Annotated in this window: 9 protein-coding genes; all 9 read right to left on the reverse strand. The window is 43.3% G+C overall.

The window, feature by feature from the left end; all coding sequences use genetic code 11:
* Positions 1–8: 8 nt before the first annotated feature.
* Complete coding sequence (locus tag QZ738_RS19685; RefSeq protein WP_293789812.1) at positions 9–2,831, reverse strand: SusC/RagA family TonB-linked outer membrane protein; 2,823 nt, start codon at positions 2,829–2,831, stop codon at positions 9–11.
* Positions 2,832–2,865: 34 nt separating this feature from the next.
* Positions 2,866–4,539 (reverse strand): RagB/SusD family nutrient uptake outer membrane protein, encoded by a 1,674-nt coding sequence (locus QZ738_RS19690; protein WP_293789815.1) that lies wholly within the window; start codon positions 4,537–4,539, stop codon positions 2,866–2,868.
* 15 nt (positions 4,540–4,554) lie between these two features.
* Positions 4,555–7,725: a TonB-dependent receptor gene (locus QZ738_RS19695; RefSeq protein ID WP_293789818.1), complete on the reverse strand. Its 3,171-nt coding sequence runs from the start codon at positions 7,723–7,725 to the stop codon at positions 4,555–4,557.
* Positions 7,726–8,206: 481 nt separating this feature from the next.
* Positions 8,207–9,133, reverse strand: coding sequence for a DUF4886 domain-containing protein (locus tag QZ738_RS19700; protein ID WP_293789820.1), 927 nt, complete (start codon positions 9,131–9,133; stop codon positions 8,207–8,209).
* A 13-nt stretch (positions 9,134–9,146) separates the two neighbouring features.
* Positions 9,147–10,298 (reverse strand): glycoside hydrolase family 88 protein, encoded by a 1,152-nt coding sequence (locus QZ738_RS19705; protein WP_293789822.1) that lies wholly within the window; start codon positions 10,296–10,298, stop codon positions 9,147–9,149.
* A gap of 20 nt (positions 10,299–10,318) precedes the next feature.
* A complete protein-coding gene (locus QZ738_RS19710) occupies positions 10,319–11,182 on the reverse strand; it encodes a glycoside hydrolase family 16 protein (RefSeq protein WP_293789824.1) in 864 nt (287 codons plus the stop codon).
* A gap of 10 nt (positions 11,183–11,192) precedes the next feature.
* On the reverse strand, positions 11,193–12,260 hold the full coding sequence (locus tag QZ738_RS19715) for an alginate lyase family protein (protein ID WP_293789826.1): 1,068 nt from the start codon (positions 12,258–12,260) through the stop codon (positions 11,193–11,195).
* A 111-nt stretch (positions 12,261–12,371) separates the two neighbouring features.
* Entirely contained in the window at positions 12,372–16,469 is a 4,098-nt protein-coding gene (locus QZ738_RS19720; RefSeq protein WP_293789828.1) for a hybrid sensor histidine kinase/response regulator transcription factor, read from the reverse strand.
* A 355-nt stretch (positions 16,470–16,824) separates the two neighbouring features.
* Entirely contained in the window at positions 16,825–16,953 is a 129-nt protein-coding gene (locus QZ738_RS19725) for a hypothetical protein (protein ID WP_293789830.1), read from the reverse strand.
* Positions 16,954–16,960 lie beyond the last annotated feature (7 nt).

Below are 16,960 nucleotides of genomic sequence, written 5' to 3' on the forward strand. Positions count from 1 at the left end.
TTTTTGAATTAAAATTTAACATTTAAGCCTATTGCAAAGGTTTTTACGTAAGGGTAAGACGAAAAACGACCTGCATTGGGGGTTTCGGGATCAATGCCCAGCTCATTGAGTTTGGAAATTGCGAAGATATTATTGCCACTCACAAAAATCCGCGCACCTTTAAAACGTAAGCGTTGGTTAAAGCTTTGTGGCGTACTATAGCCGATCTCAGCAGACCTGAGTTTTAAAAAATCTCCTGAATACAACCAGAAGGTGGAGTTGGCTGTATTGTTCCCGTTGTTTGAAATCCCGATACGGGGATACTTTGCGGTCGCCGCTGTGGCGGGAGTCCAGCTGGCTAAACTGAGCTGGTTTAATCCGTTCGGACCTGCGTAAAAAATGTCAGAAACATCTACCGTTCTGCCCGCAAGGCCCTGGAACTGCGCCCCGAGGTCAAATTGTTTATACCGGATATTAAAGCCAAATCCATAGTATATTTTTGGGATATCGGTATAGTCGCTGGAAACGGCGTCGTTTGCATCAATGATGTTATCATTGTTCACATCCCTGTATTTGAGATCGCCAGGCACCACCAGGCTCGAAAGGGTTTGTTTCGGGCTGGCATTAATCTCTGCCTGACTCTGAAAAATACCTTCTGCAATATAATAATTTCCGCCATTCACGTACCGGCCTATGGTTGACTGATTGGGCAATACATTTTCCGTCCTTTCCAAAATAATATTTTTAGCATAGGTAAAGTTGGCGTTGGTACTGATCAGCACTTCGCCAATTTTTTTATTGAAAGTTCCGCTGGCATCAAATCCTTTGCTGCTTACCTTGCCTGAATTTACCTGAGCGATGGCTATCCCGAGTATGCCCGGTAAATTTGCAGGCCCAAGAATGTCTGTTCGTTTTTCGTCAAAATAATCAACAGAGAAAGAAAGTGCACCTTTAAAAAAGTCGACATCTGTGCCCAGGTTCAGGCGGTCAATTTTTTCCCAGGTGGTTAAAGGGTTACCTGCAGGGCTTACCAGCCGAGCCGTGGTCGACGTAGAAAAAGTAGAGCCTAGAAATGGTCCGGCATCTCGGGTAAACAGCGTTCGGTATGGCAGCCTGACTACATTACCATTGGCATCATACGTTGGGCCAATATTACCCGACCGGCCATAAGATCCGCGCAGTTTAAGGTAACTGATCACTGTTGCATTTCTCATAAAATCTTCTTGTGATATTAGCCAACCTGCGGATACAGCTGGAAAAAAGCCAAAACGTCGTCCAGGTGCATAGTTTTCAGATCCGGAGTAACTTCCCGTAAATCCCAACTGGTAACGTTGCTTAAAGCTGTAATCTGCCCGCCCTACAATCATCCGTGAGCGGTAATCCAGGCGGTCTACCGCAGCACTTACATATTGCTGCGCCCGTACATTTGCCTTTACCTGATGATCTGTAGCAAAGGTTCTGTTGTAGTCCAGGCCAAACCAGAGTTCATTATTTTTGGTATTGGTTTGAAAAGCTGCTGTACGGTAAGCAATAACCGCCGGCGTACGATAAGTTTGTACAGGCGTTACGGTTTGATTGAAAACTGCATAATTTTGCGTTAATCCGTCGCCATAATTACCATAACCATCATAAGAAAAGAACAGGTTAGCAGAAAGGCCTTTGGTGATAAAATCCATTTTCTGATCGGCCATGATACTGGCGAGCAAGATATTGGTGGTGGTTCTGGAAAATCCGGTAGATTGTAATTGGCCGAGCGGATTATTCTGAAAGAGTGAGGTTCCGCCGAAAGATCCATCTGCATTTAAAATCGGAAAGGCATTTGGAGGTAAGTTATACAGGTTACTTAATACGGTACTGGTGCCGTCACCAACGTCATTACGCACCTCACTCCTCACGCCTGCCAACAGCGTCAGCGTAAGCGTTTTCGTTACATCATAATCTAAATTGATACGGAAATTATAACGTTTATAGCCATAATTGGAATCATAATTGGGTGTTTCTGTCTCCTTAAAAAGCCCCTGCTGATTGAAGTAACTCACAGCGCTGAAATAACGTACGCGGTTACTGCCGCCGCTAAAGGTAAGCGCATATCTTTGGGTAGCTGCCCTTTTGCCCAAAAAGCGGTCTAAGTAGTTATTATCTGGATAGAGGTAGGGATCAGTATGGTTTTTATAACCTTCGAGGGCCCCATTATTATAAGCCGGTGCCTGCCCCACATTGGTTAAGCCCTGATTATATAGGGTAGCAAAATCAAACGAATTTAAGGGCTTGATCAGGTTGCTGGCAGACTGGAAACCACCCTGCGCATCAAAGGAAATGAGGTTTTGTCCTATCTTCCCTCTTTTGGTGGTGACCAGGATTGCACCATTGCCGCCGTTCAGGCCATACCAGTTTAAAGCCGCGGCATCTTTTAAGACCGTTACACTTTCAATTTCGGTAATATCCATATCTTCAAAATCACGTTCAATTCCGTCTACCAGAAAAGCCGGCGTAGCGCCCTGCGCATAAGATGATTTTCCTCGGATTTGATAGGATACGTTTCCACCGCCTGGCTGATTGCCTGTCCACCTAAATAAAAAGCCGCTTAACCTGCCGGCCAATAAACCGGAAAGGTTACTGATGGGTACTTGCGTAAGCTGCTGGTAGCGAAGAGAGCTTTGGGCATAATTTAGTTCCGCTCTGCTACGTGTCGCAAAAGGAATTTCTATTAATTTATCTGTCGAGTCTGTGCGGTTAGCTTTCACAATCCTAACGGTATCCTGCTTACCACTAGTTTGTGCGAAAGCCGTGCAGGTTAACAGATAGCTGATGATGCACGCCATAACGCCCGAACATTTAATATATCTTGTCATTTCTTATCTTTTAAATTGATGTATAACCCAAAAACTACCAACCCGGATTCTGTTTCAATGCTCCACTGGTCTTGTTCATTTCTGCCCGGGGAATAGGATACAAATACATGTTATTATTAAATACTTTTTTAAATGCGGGCAATTCGACTACATTATAACTAAAAGAGCCGTTGGCATTTTTAATCACTTTCATACCCTTCATTGGCTGGGCCACAATTTCAGGCCCTTTTTTCCAGCGAAGAATATCCCACCAGCGCATATCTTCGAAAGCGAACTCGATGGCCCTTTCGTTTCTGATGCGTTCGCGCATTTCAGCCTGGCTGAGACCAGCTGGTAAAACCGGCATTTTAGCGCGCAGGCGAATGGCATTTACCGCATTATATACTTCTGCGGTTGGCCCTGATTCTTCATTTAAAGCTTCTGCATAATTAATCAGGACTTCTGCATATCTGTAAAAAACATAATTCAATAATGCTGATGCGGTTGAACCCGAACGGGAAGCCTCCGGCCAGAGCCTTTTGAGGTAATAGCTTGTTTTGGTTATTGAAGTAGCTGTACTGATATCGGTTCCATAAGTAACAATACCCTGTGCGTTGGGTTCAGATTGCCAGGTTTGCACCGCCCGCCCCTGCCAGCTAGCATTGTTATAAAGGATATTCACATAAAACCGCGGATCTCTGTTGAGATAAGGATTTTGCGGATTGTACCCGGAAGTGGCATCAGTAATGGCTTTACCATTGGCCATTTCATACAGATCAACATGATTCTGAACAGGTGAAAGATTAGATTGTGCCCCTCCATAGCTGGTAGGAATCAAAAAATCGCTCAGGTAAGTACCAATAAATCCACGGCCACCGCGTGGCCAGATCCGGATGTATTCGTTAGAATTTGCTACAGTAAGCACATTGGCGTAATTGGGCTCCAGTGAAAATTTATTCAGATCCATAATTGCCTTTGATGCCTCTGCGGCTTTTTTCCATTTGGCCAAATCATTTTCCGGATTGTTTAACGGGCTGGCATCGAAGAGCAGCGCTCTGGCTTTAAGCGCCATCACCGCAGCGCCCGTAGCCCGGTTAGATTGCGCTGCCGGGTTAGGCCAGTCGGCATTGGTTAGCGGCAACAGCGTAAGGGCTTGGTCAAGATCAGCTAAAATCAATGCAAAGGTTTCGGCATAACTGCTACGTGGAAGATCTGTGGAAGCTTCGGTAAAGTCTTGTGGTTTGGTTAGGATCACAACTCCTCCAAAACGCCTTAACAGCTCGAAATAGAAATAAGCGCGGAGATATAGTTGCTCACCCTTGATATAACTAGGGTTATAAAGATCGGTCCAGGGAACTTTATCCATATTGGCCAGCATCAGGTTTGCATTTCTGATTCCACGGTACATTTGAGCGTAAATGCCTGTCACATCAGAAGCTCCCGGATCCAGAAACTGGCCACTGTTCATCGCCGCCACCTCGATCTGACCATTGTTGGCAATAGATTCATCAGTAAATTGCGAGGTCATTCCCTTGTATCCGCTCAGGCGGCCATAATCTGAGATGGAAAAAGTATAGGTAAAGTCGCCAAAACGGGAAGCCGTTAAAGGGTCTTTAAAAACTTCTTCAAGATCACTCTGGATGCCCACATCACGCTGTAAAAAATCCTTTTTGCAGGAATAACCAATACAGAGAACAAATGAGAGCAAAAGATATATGAATTTTTTCATGACGGTAACCTTTAATTAAAGTGATAAATTGAGGCCAAAATTGAAAACCTTAGTAGTAGGAATAGTGGCGATAGAAGAGGCATAAGCATTGCCCGACAAACTGTTTTCGGGATCTATTCCGTAAAAATTTGTCCAGGTGATTAAATTCTGACCACTAACAAATACGGTAAATCCATTTAACCGAAGCCTGTTTACCCATTTTTTAGGCAAACTGTAACTGAACTGCACATTCCGTAATTTGATATAAGAGGCATCCTGCAGGATGAAATCGTTGAGGCTTTCATTAGGATTGGCATTGAGGCCCGGACGCATTACCGGCCAGCTGGCATTGGTATTATCTGGCGTCCATCTGTTTAACATTGGCGCGTAATACTGGTTAAGCCCACCACTTTGAAATACCACGTTCGAACTCACGTTTGTTACCCCATTAAAAAGTGCCGATAACTGAAATCCCTTATATCCAAACTGCATATTCAAGCTTGCATTGTATTCCGGAATATTAGGATGCCCAATGGCGATTACATCTTGGTTATTGATGATTCCATCGCCGTTAACATCCTGATATTTAAAATCGCCCGGTATAGAAGGGTAAGCCGTAATTTTGTTCAGCGGACTGCTATCGATATCTTGTTGACTGGCATAAAAACCAAGTACGTGGTATCCGAAATAAGTACCTATCGGTTTACCGGTTACCCTCAGATTTTCAGCAAGGCCAGGCGCTTCGTCCAGTACCCGGCGTTCATTTCTGGCATAACTCAGGTTTCCTGTAAAGGAATAGGTGAAATCTTTGATTTTGTCGCGGTAAGTTACCGAAAGCTCATATCCGTGGTTATAATTAATACCATAATTGGTGCTTGGCACGGTGGCGCCGTAAGTGGCAAAACTGGTTGCCGAACGGGTGGTTAAAATATCCGAGCGCTCGTCATCAAAAAGGTCGGCAGTGATATTAAGCTTGTCTTTGAATAAAGAGAGATCCAGTCCGATATTCCGTTTTAACGACACCTCAAAAGTGATAAACGGATTGCCATATTGTAACTGGGTATAGGTAGGCGCGCTAAAGTTACTGTTCGGATTTCCGAATACCACGTTTGATCCGGCGCCAAACCTGTTCTGATAATAGAAACGGCTTGTACCGGGACTTGGAATCCCTACCCTTCCAATCGAACCTCTGATTTTAGACATGCTGATCCAGGTAAATTTTTTCATCCATTCCTCATTGGCCAGATTATAACCCAGCGTTGCTGCCGGAAAAAACCCGTAGCGATAACCTTTTGCATAATTCTCTGAACCATTGTAGGTGGCACTGGCTGTGAGGAAATATTTATTTCCGTAGTTATAGGTAGCCTCCGAAATAATCCCCTGATTGGCATAAGGAGCGGCCGCCGCAGCCGAGCCCTGAAGTTCGCGCTGACCAATCAGATTGGCACTGATGTTATGCTTGCCAAATGATCTGCCATAAGTTAAAAACAACTGCAGGTTGGTTTTGGTAAAACCACTTCTGGAATACGCAGGTGCCCCGAAAAAATCATTATAGGTACCACCCACCGGTGTTAGCGCCAGAGTGGCCCTGTTGAGTTCGAGATAACCGATACTTCCGCGCTGCAATTTCCCTGATAATTGTGTGGCATCGTAACCAAACTGCGCTTTAAAACTCAGGCCCTGCGTTACGAAATCAAGTTTTTGCTTTACGGTGAAAATCGATTCGGCGATGTTGTTATCCGTGAAGGCATATCCACCATAAGTAAGTAAGGCGTAAGGATTAAAGGCATTTACCCCGCCCAATCCATAATTTACGATATGGTTATAGTTTCCATCCAGGGCAATAATCCGGGGATCATCGGAGTTGATGTATTCTTTAAAGAACGGCGCTGCCCATGAAGGCATTTTCAACGCCCGGCCCACAAGCCCTTCAATACCATTGCTTACTACCCCGGCAGGGTCGTTATATTCGCTCATGCCTGCCGGGCTGTAACGATGCTCATTTCTGCCTGCAAGGTTCACCTCAAAATTGGTGGTCCTGGTCAGGTCTATGCCTACCCTGGCCCTGAAATTGTAACGGCTGTAACTTGGGGAAGTTGAATAATCCAAAGGTGTTTTAAACTCCTTAAAATTTCCTTCTTCACGCATGTGGCTAAATGAGGTAAAGTATTTTACCTTGTCACTACCGCCTGATATGGTTAGGTTTTGCTGGTTCTGCATCCATTGGTCTTTAACCAGTTCGTCATACCACTGCACGTCCGGATAAAGTAATGGATTACCGTTTCCGGCCTTAAAAATCGCTAAATCCTCATCGGTAAAGGTTCTGGATTCACCCACGTTGCGCTGCCCTTCGCTTAACAGCATAGCACTTTCATAAGCGCCAAGAATTTCCGGACGGGAGGTTGCACTGATGATGCCCAGATTACCAGAAAATGTTACTCTCGCCGGCCCCTCCACTCCTTTTTTGGTCGTAATTACAAATACGCCGTTTGCACCTTTCAAACCATATAGCGCGGTAGATGAGGCGTCTTTCAGTATGTTTATACTTTCAATTTCATTGGGATCAATATCACCGAAAGAAGTACGTTCTACACCATCCACAATGATAAGTGCTGTAGCGGAGGGCGAAACCTGTCCGCGGATATACAAAGCAGCACCGTTAATGCCCGGACGACCGGAAGTTTGCTGAACCACCAGGCCAGGCACGCGGCCAGCCAGGGCATTATTTACGTTAGTAACAGGAGCTTTTAATAAATCCTGACCTGAAACGGTACTGATGGCAGCAGTAACGGCTGATCTTCTTTGTGTAGAATAGCCATTTACCACGACTTCACTGAGCGAGCTGCTTGCAGAGACCAGCGTAATATTGATTACGCCAGCAGCGCCTATGGTTACCTCTTTACTTTCAAAACCAATGGTTGAAAAAACCAGTACCTGACCAGTGTTGACATTGATTTTATATTTTCCATCCAGGTCGGTCTGAACGCCCGTAGTGGTACCTTTTATTCGGATGGTTGCACCGGGAATGGGTTGGTTTTTTTCATCTTTAACGGTTCCGGTTATTTCCTGAAACCGCTTCGTGGAGCCTTTGTCAACATAGCTAACAGCAATTTCTATTGGCCTGGCCGGCAACGCCTGTGCCTTACACCAAAATGCCGCAAACAAAAGAAGCCAGCCTTTAGACTTTAGGGTTATGTTTTTTATCATCTATCGGGGAATATGGTTAGAATTAATTTTTAAATATTTCTGCTTTTTGCGCAATACAAATCTCCAGGACACGCGGATGCGTACTCATTAATTCCCCAAAAGGGTGCCGGCTTCGCGCCGAATTAAAAATGGAGCTGTGAAAGCATCAAAAAGCGTCTTGATCCAGGAATTTGAACTAAACCTGATTCCGGGAAATGCCTATCAGGTAAAATGGCATTTGCGACGTGGAAGCTCGTAATTCAGGTCTGGAGTTTTCCTCATTAATACTGATGGGGATGGTTAAGAAATAGCTTGTCATCATATTTAGGTTTTTATTTGGTTACCACAAATCTATATGCTTAGCTATTTCAGAGGGTTCACTTTTGTACGGAAATGGTTTGTTTTTGTACGAATGGATAATATTTGCAGTTTATTTTTAAAAAGTTTCCGTTTTGCCAACCAAATGGCGCAAATAGACTAATGGTCGGCATCTGCAATTATTTTATCGATTCGCTTTTGATATGGTTTTAGCCGCCACTTTACGAAGGTATCGGGCAAACTCTCCGGAAACATTTTCCGGCTTAAATCTGATATCTTTAACCGAGTCGTTAAACAAAATCCCGTACCAGATAAGTCCACCCAGATATTTCCCCGCAGCATTGGCATGGTTAGGATCAAATACCAGCTCTTTTTTATTCCAATAGTACCCCACATTGATCGAATGGGTCTGATCTGGCAGATTTGGGGCCACGGGATGATCGTAGTTAAATGAAAAATCAGGTTTAAAACCATATTTCCTGTCATTGGCTACAATTTGGAAAGCATCACCTACCGGTAAAACCGGGGCATTGATCCGCTTTGCCAGGAGATAATATGCCGCACGTGATTTCTGCCACATTTCCTGCTGGTTCATCGCAGATTTACCTTCTGCTATACGCCCAAACTTTTTTGCATCGGTACGGTAAGCCCAGGTTTGGTGGATAACAATACGCACCTGGGGTTGCAACGCTTTCACATAAGCAATGAGTTTGCTGGCATAGGGATAATAGGTTGAAGAGTCTGCTGAAAGATAAGAGTACTGTTGTATAGTAACGATATCCCATTTCCCCTGTCCCAACAACATCTTTAGCGACTTTCCACCGTAAGGTTTTCCCTTGGGATCGTTAGGATCCGCTTCTGCTTTTTCTACATAGCTCCAATGCTGCTCAAGAGAATGCCCGCCAAGTTCAGCACGCCCGATGATGAGTGTTTTCCCGCCTTCTTTTGCCAGTTGTGGCAAAAAGGCGGATGCATTTTGAGAAAAACTGTTGCCTATTATAAATAAACGCAAGGTATCTTGCCGGCTTTGGGCAAAAACATTTGTGCCCAGGCAAACCAGCAAAAGGGAATACACACTCAGCTTAAGCAGCGTTGAGCACTGTAGTTTCATATTCATCTTCATATTAGTTATCTTGGTATGTCTTTTTTGGCTTCTTTAAATATTCATACAACTGTGTTCCGGCCAGTAAAAATGCACCCACGCCATATACCTCGGTACTGCTGGCATTTACAGCATCCGGACTTGCACCAATGGGCTGCACATACCCTAGCATACCGTCTTCATGCACAGCTGAAACCATGGCTTTCCATGATTTTTCTACCACAGGGAGGTATTGTTGCTTTTCTAAGACACCGTGATGTAAGCCCCAGGCAATGGCATAGCAAAAAAAGCCGGTACCACTCATCTCCTTAACCGGAAAACTTGCAGGATCTAATAATGAAGCATGCCAGCTGCCATCAGGCTGTTGCAATTCTGCTACCCTGGCCACCATATCTGTATAAAGCGCAATTAGTTTATTTCTGTCGGGATGGTTTTTCGGCATATTTTCCAGCACCCTAACCAGGCCCGCCAATACCCATCCGTTGCCTCTGGACCAGAATATTTTTTGTCCGTTTTTCTCTCTTTTATTGAAGAAACTTTCATCTCTAAAAAACAGCTTCTCAGAAGGGTCATACAAAAATTCGGTTGTCTTCCACCACAATTTAATGGCCGTATTCAGGTACTTTTTATCTTTAGTAGCCGTGCTCAGATAAGCCAAAGACGGCGGCCCCATAAAAAGTGCATCGCACCAGGCCCACTCTCTTTTCTGGATATTATTTTTCCAGTTCAAAGGTTCGTTATGTGGCTGACTAATAATGCTATCGGCCTGCAGTACAAAAGGCGTTATCATCTTTTTTTGCTTAAATTTGCTGTAGAGCTGCGCATAAGTTTGTCCTACACAATAATCATCTGCGTAAAAGCGCAAATGTCCGGTATTCCAGCCCAGCTCATTTCCAATATCTACCAGTGTCTGTAAATAACGTTCGTTGCCCCGCAGGTTACCAAAAGCAAAAATACCGGTGTAACAGGCACCATTGGTCCAATCCGCTTTTCTATGGTTAAAGCCTTTGTTTCTCCAGGTATTTAATTGCCAATCTGCAACCCGCTGCATCGTTTTAAAAATTGTTGCGGTTGCCAACATAGAATCGCTTTTAACAGTTATTTGAGCAGAAAAGGCATTCAATACACCATAGCTATTCAATAGCAAAACAAAAAGCAGTCGTTTTAAATTCATATCGTTCATTTCTTAATTGATTATTTTTGATACACCCTTACATAATCCACTTCAAACCTGGCCGGGAAAGTGGTTTTGGAGGGATCTCCGCCCTGCTTACCTCCTATTGCCAAATCAAGCAAAATATAATGCGGTTGTTTAAAAGGATTAATATTCGTTCCGTTCTGGTTGACCAGCTGGTGTAATGGCACCTCATTTAAAAGCTCGTCATCTACGTAAAGCGCAATGCTGTTTTCATCCCAATCCATTCGCCAGATATGAAACTGATCTGCCCATGCCTGGCCGCCAAGGGAATCGATATTTTTCTCGGTACTAAACCAGGCGTCTTTTCTGTCTGCTCCCATAAAGGCGATATTGGCGAGCAGTTTTTTCCGGTAATATTCCATGATATCGATTTCACCGGTTGCAGGCCAGGATCCTTTGGTTCCCAGCGTCCACCAGGCTGGCCAGATGCCATCCCGGATATCAATCTTGCCTCGCATCACAAACCTTCCGTAAAGCCAGCTGTGTAATCCTTGTGTTTTGATACTGGCAGAAGTATAATTTGCTTCCTTCCTTTTCGTTCTCCAGTCGCTGCTACCTTCCTTGAAATTGGGATTTGACTTTTTCTCTCTTCTGGCTTCCAGAATCAGTTTTCCGTTTTCGCATCTTGCATTTTCCTTCTGGTACCATTGATATTCCTCGTTACGCTCAAACCCGAGTTCATAAGTCCAGTTAGTCGAATCGGGTGCGCCGTTATTGTTAAATTCGTCTGCCCATACGAGCTTGTAACCATCAGATTTTAGCGCTGGCGGCTGAGAATGCCGGGTTTGTTGGGCTATTGCCGGTAGGCTCATCCATAACGCACAGGCAGGTAATAATAACTTGGTTACAGATTTTTTCATGTTAAATATTTTATTGATATCCATTTAATCGTAAAGGCATTAGGGTTGGAAATGTCCAGGCATAATCGTGTGTGGTATACATGACGGGACGATATGGCGCCAGATACCCATCATATTTCGGCGAAGGATAAACGCCATTCATCGCCTCCAATAAGTTGGCCGGCCAGAAACCTGTAGCGGTATGTACATTGCCCGTATCCGGATTTTTGAAAAATTTCCACTCTTCGGGATGTTGATTGTAGTAAAATAAATAATCGAGTGCCTTTTTGAATGATGCTCCATCCCGCGATGCTTGAAAAAGGTTTTCGCTTGTTTGGTTAAAAATCACCCAGCTTGATGCGGTAAGTGGCGCCAGAGAAAAATAAGTATACCAAATGCCTTTACCTTGTCGTTTTACTTCTTCAACCATGTGACCGTCCGTGGCAATTTTATCGAAAAGGTCTTTTTTGATCAAATTTATGTTTTGCTGCATATCTTCGCGGTCTTCCAGGTAGGTGTCTGCCAGGATAGAAGCCAAACGAGACCAGTCGCCGGAGTTGTTGTTCCGGTACCGGATGCTGTTTGCTGCAGCACGAAATACATTTTTAGTCCACCATCGAAATTGTGTTACCTCTTTAGGCTGCCATCTTTTATAACCTTTGAGCAAATCGGCACTGATCATTAAGGCGGTGCCGGAATACGACATCACCAGTGAGCCATCCAGTTGTGAATATTTTTTATTGACCTTTGCCCAGGCATTCAGAAAATAAATGGCCTTGTCTGCATATTTTGTTTTTCCACTCAGCTGATAGGCTAAAGCACAGCTATAGGCCGAAAAACCATCTACCTGAAGCGCCCTTGAAGTGCGGCGATGGGTCTCCTTATCAACGTAAAACCCGGGAATACTGAAATCTTCTACCGCATGTTGTGCAACCAACAACGCGGAATCTGCTTTAACCAGCAAGGCTTTATAGGCCGATAAATAGGGCTCCTTTTTGGCTTTAAGCTGTTTTTTGACAAAATCGATCTGCTGTTGAGGATGCATCCCCTTAAGCCGATGTTGTGCAAAGGCTTCGTGCCGGGGCACTATGCACCACATGAAAATTGTCAATAAAAGGATAAGAAAAAACTTCAAATGGTTCATATGTTTTATTTGGTTGATGATAAAAACTTCAATTTTTCGATGGTGTGCATGCTCAACAGTAATTTCTTAAATGTGGTTATTCTCTGTATTAAAGCGCTTTTTATATTCAGACGGGCTGGTTTCAAATTGTTTCTTAAAACATACACTAAAATATTTGGCATTATTAAATCCGGTTTGATAAGCCACTTCTGCAACCGTTAAATCTGCATGCTCCAATAAGTAGGCACTCCTTTTAAGCCTGATATTTAGAATAAATTCTTTGATAGACATCCCCACAATATCATTGATCTTTTGATACAGAATGGTTCTTCCGGTATTCATGTCAGACACAAAATCGTCTACCGAATAATTCGGGTTAGCCATGTGCTGTTCAATAAATTTCATGGCCTTAACCAGCAACTCCTCATCCATCGAAGTAATGGTTACCTTGGCAGGATCAACCACCAGTCGTTTGCTATACAGTTCCCTCATTTCCTGCTGGTTTTTCAAAATGGTATCGATCTGCTGAACCAGGTATTCCACTTCAAAAGGTTTATCGATAAAAACTGTTGCGCCATGCTCCAGCGCTTTGGTTTTATTCTGGTTTACATCGCCCATACCCGAAATCATGATGATGGGAATGTGGCTGGTTTTAAAGTTCTGCCGCAAGTGGTTACATACCTCAAACCCATTGGTATTGGGCATCATCAGGTCGGTAATGATGAGTTGAGGATATATTTTTTCGGCTTTGATGATGCCCTCCTGGCCATCGCTGGCCAGATAAACATTATACTTTTCAGACAAGCGGCGTTCCAGATAGTTTCGTAGGTTAGGATCATCGTCAATTAATAAAATGCTGGTCGATTTTCTGGCGTTCTTTGGTGATAGCTCCGGTTCTTCGGCTTCTAAAAGGATTTCATCAATTTCGGAAATGGTGTAATCGTATATGTTGGATTGCATATCGCCCGATCCTGCTTCTTTTTTAAGCGGCAGCATCATCGTAAAAGAAACTTTATTGGTTTTGTTTACCATCCAGATTTTTCCTTCGATGGCTTCTACCAGTTCCTTTACAATGGCGAGGCCAAGACCTGAACTTTCTTCAAAGGTAGGCCGATAAGAAGATAACCGGTTAAAAGAGGTAAATAATGTGGCAATCTGCTCTTCTGAAAAGCCGATACTGGTATTTAACACCTCCACAGAAATGTATTCCCTTTCCAGAAGATCAGGCTCAATAGTTAATCTTGAATGCTCCTCTGTTGTAGATGGATAAATCCTAACGCCTACATAACCTTTGTTAGAGGTATACTTTAAGGCATTGGAGAAGAGATTGGTCAGGATTTTCTCAATAATATCATAATCGAAGGCCACAAACAACTGGTCAGCATGCGCAGTAAAATTGGTTTCTATTTCCTTTTTGTTTGCGTATAGTTCAAAAAGTCCAAAAACATCATGCACAAAACTGATAAAATCGCCCACCTGCGGATTTAAGGTTATTTTTTGGCTTTCAATTTCCCTGAAACGAAGTAACTGGCTAATTGACCGCTGTATGCGGGCAACATTTTTCTCAATCAATTGCATATAGCCCGCCGCATGGTCATTCTTCTGAACAGTTTCTTTCAGCTGCTTCAGCGGTTCGAGCACCAGGGTAAGCGGGGTTTTAAGGTCGTGAGAAATATTGGTAAAAAAATCAGTTCGCGCCTGGTTCAAATCCCTCATGTTCTGTTCTTTCAGGGCTTCTAAAGCCAATCGTTCTTTAAAAACCTTTTTATTGGTATAATACCGCATGATGAAGAATAAGAGGCCCAGTACGATTAAAGTGTAAATGGAGTAAGCCCACCAGGAAAGGAAAAACGGGGGATTGACATGGAAATAAAGCCTTGAAATTTCATCGCCCCAAAGCCCGTCATTATTGGAGGCCTTGATTTCAAAAACATAATCGCCACCTGGTAAATTAAAAAACTGAACAGCGTGCTGATTAGGATTTAGCTTCATCCATTTATCGGTTAAGCCAAGCATGCGATAAGAAAATTGATTCTTATCTGCCGACAAATAGCTGTTTGACGAAAAACGGATTTCTATATTCGACTGGTGACTGGAAAGTTTGATCTTCCCCTCATCATGATTGCTTAAGGTAGAAATATCTTTGGTTAAAGGTGAATCTTCGGTTGTATTACTTACCAGTTGGTTGTTAATTAACAAGCTGGTAAAAAACACTTTCGGTTTCTGAATGTTTTTGTTGAGGTATTGCGGATCAAAAAGTACAAATCCGTTAGTCCCCCCAAATAAGAGTTCTCCTTTTTTAGTTTTATAGGCCGACCTTAAATAAAAAGAGCCGCAACTATTTGCTTTATAAAATCTGGCTTTTTCAAACTTTTGTGCCTTTTGATCGAAAAAGTATAGGCCATCGTTTGTACTAAACCAAATATTTCCTGAAACATCATCTTCCAGAATGGCAAAAACGATTTTAGGAGCAAAACCATTGGTGCTGTTAAAATTTAGGTAACGTCCATCTTTCTTTAAAAGATTTACGCCCCTCCCCGAAGTACCGAGCCAGAGGTCTCCATTTGATGCTTCATAGTAACAGCCCAGGTGGTTTACTGCATAAGGACCATCTTTGATGACATAGTGATGCAGCACTTTAAGCGTTTGGGGATCTGCGATATAAAGCCCCTGATGAGTAACCAAACGAAGGTGCTGCTGTTGATCGAGCGAAATCGCCTCAATCTCAACATCCAGCGGCTGTCCGTTTGCAGCAATCAGTTTAACCATTTCCATTGCCGCTGCCTGGTTCCGCTTGCGGTGGAAGAAGTTTTTATCAGGATCGGTCATCCACCAGGTCCCCCCGGCATCACGTACAAAATCATACACCGTCAGAGGCTGTTTGCTTCCGGGCAAAAGCATGTTAAGGTTACTAAAACGCTTTGTAGCCATTTCGTAAGCAGAAATGCCTCCGTTGAAAGAAGAAATAAAGAGATTTTTTCGATCTGAATCAAACTTCAGGCGCTTAACCATGTTGGAGCTGATGGAATTGGCTTCGGCCTTGGTAAAATGACGAAAGCTATCATCTTTCCGGTTCCAATAGTTGAGCCCGCCACCCTCTGTAGCAATCCAGATATTGCCCAGATCATCTTCCTGGAAACCACTTACGATGGGATGATTAAGTCCGCCGGGACTGGTAGTAAAATAGCGTACATAAGCATCGTCAAGTGAACAATAAGCGATTTTGCCTCCATAGGTACCAATCCAGGCGCCCTGATCAGGGTCGCCGTAAATGGTCCATATGGAGTTATTGGGCAATGAGAACGCATCATTTGGATTCATTTTGAGCAGATTGCTCACCTGCGTGTTAGGATCATAAAGCAGCAATCCGGCTTGTGTGGCTACCCACATGATGCCTACCTGATCAGTAAAGATTTTCTTGGCTAACGTAGTCTGAAAACCCGGACCAGTGATTGGGATATTTTTTTTAATTACCCCTCTCGCATCGGTCACAAAAATGCCACCCCTTTGGGTAAGAAAATAATAATCGCCCCCATAGGCCACCGCATCATTCACTACAAAGGAGGGTTGACCCAAATTAGTAAAAACTGCGAAGCGCGCTGTCTTCGTATCAAACCTGTAAAGTAAATTTTCCTGCGATAGGTAAATATTTCCCTTCAGGCTGATCACACTATCAAAATACCTGTTGGTAGGAAGCTTGATTCTCTTGAATACCTTTTTATCCGTGCCAGATATAAAGAGGCTATCGCCAGAGAGCATATATAACTTACCATCATCATGCACACAGATGGATCGGATTTTTCCAGGGAGAATCAATTCAAAATTAAATTGGCCATAGTTAAACTTCAGTAAACCATGATTGGTACCCAGAAATAATCCACCTTTTTTATCGGTCACCAAACTGCCATAAGCCCATTTTACCTTAGGGTTGCTCTTAGAGGCCAGGTCATTCAACTGATAAAAACCGTTCCCATCATACATAAAAACAGCATCCGGACCAGTATACCACATCCTCCCCAAACTGTCTTTGGTGATGCTCTGGATACCACTGTAATACGATGTTTCGGGCATAACATGGAACCGATACCTGGAAATATCAATTGCGGCGGCACTTTTCAGCAAAAAAGCAACAAAAACCAGCAGCAAACACAAGATTTTCCGGATATCCATAAGGTTAAAATGCATAGGCAGGTATTTTAATCATCATTTAAATTTTCCATCTATCAATCTATTTGGATCAATTGTGAAGGGAGGCTACTAAAATAAGCGTTATGATTGCCATGGTTACGCGCAGATATCATAAATTGTAATTCCTTTCGGATTTGTTACGTTGAGTTTAATATTGTAAATACCATTGACGTTATTTTATAATCAATTATTTGATTGGGTTGTAGGTCATGCTAATCCACCTAGCGGGGCCATGGCACAGTATCTCCGTTCCGCTTAAGTCCGGACTAACAAATTTTTCGGACTCCACTGACCAAGCCAGACCACGGGCTTTGAAAGAAAAATTTTCAGCCGGCATTTTATTAATGTTTGTCTATTGCTTTTTATCTGTATTAATGAGCTCGGCAATGCCTCGGTTTTGCTTCTTTTTGATGCCAAAAAGAAGGAGCCCTTCGGCGGCGGCGAGCCGAGGAGAGACTTTTGCCAAGTCAAAAAACGTCATTCATATT

Source organism: uncultured Pedobacter sp. (assembly GCF_913776295.1).
GTDB lineage: Bacteria > Bacteroidota > Bacteroidia > Sphingobacteriales > Sphingobacteriaceae > Pedobacter.

What these genes read in the sequence shown, in the direction of transcription:
- QZ738_RS19725 (WP_293789830.1), bottom strand. Translation starts at nt 16,953, where the DNA reads ATGACGTTTTTTGACTTGGCAAAAGTCTCTCCTCGGCTCGCCGCCGCC.
- QZ738_RS19690 (WP_293789815.1), bottom strand. Translation starts at nt 4,539, where the DNA reads ATGAAAAAATTCATATATCTTTTGCTCTCATTTGTTCTCTGTATTGGT.
- QZ738_RS19685 (WP_293789812.1), bottom strand. Translation starts at nt 2,831, where the DNA reads ATGACAAGATATATTAAATGTTCGGGCGTTATGGCGTGCATCATCAGC.
- QZ738_RS19710 (WP_293789824.1), bottom strand. Translation starts at nt 11,182, where the DNA reads ATGAAAAAATCTGTAACCAAGTTATTATTACCTGCCTGTGCGTTATGG.
- QZ738_RS19705 (WP_293789822.1), bottom strand. Translation starts at nt 10,298, where the DNA reads ATGAATTTAAAACGACTGCTTTTTGTTTTGCTATTGAATAGCTATGGT.
- QZ738_RS19695 (WP_293789818.1), bottom strand. Translation starts at nt 7,725, where the DNA reads ATGATAAAAAACATAACCCTAAAGTCTAAAGGCTGGCTTCTTTTGTTT.
- QZ738_RS19700 (WP_293789820.1), bottom strand. Translation starts at nt 9,133, where the DNA reads ATGAAACTACAGTGCTCAACGCTGCTTAAGCTGAGTGTGTATTCCCTT.
- QZ738_RS19715 (WP_293789826.1), bottom strand. Translation starts at nt 12,260, where the DNA reads ATGTGGTGCATAGTGCCCCGGCACGAAGCCTTTGCACAACATCGGCTT.
- QZ738_RS19720 (WP_293789828.1), bottom strand. Translation starts at nt 16,469, where the DNA reads ATGCATTTTAACCTTATGGATATCCGGAAAATCTTGTGTTTGCTGCTG.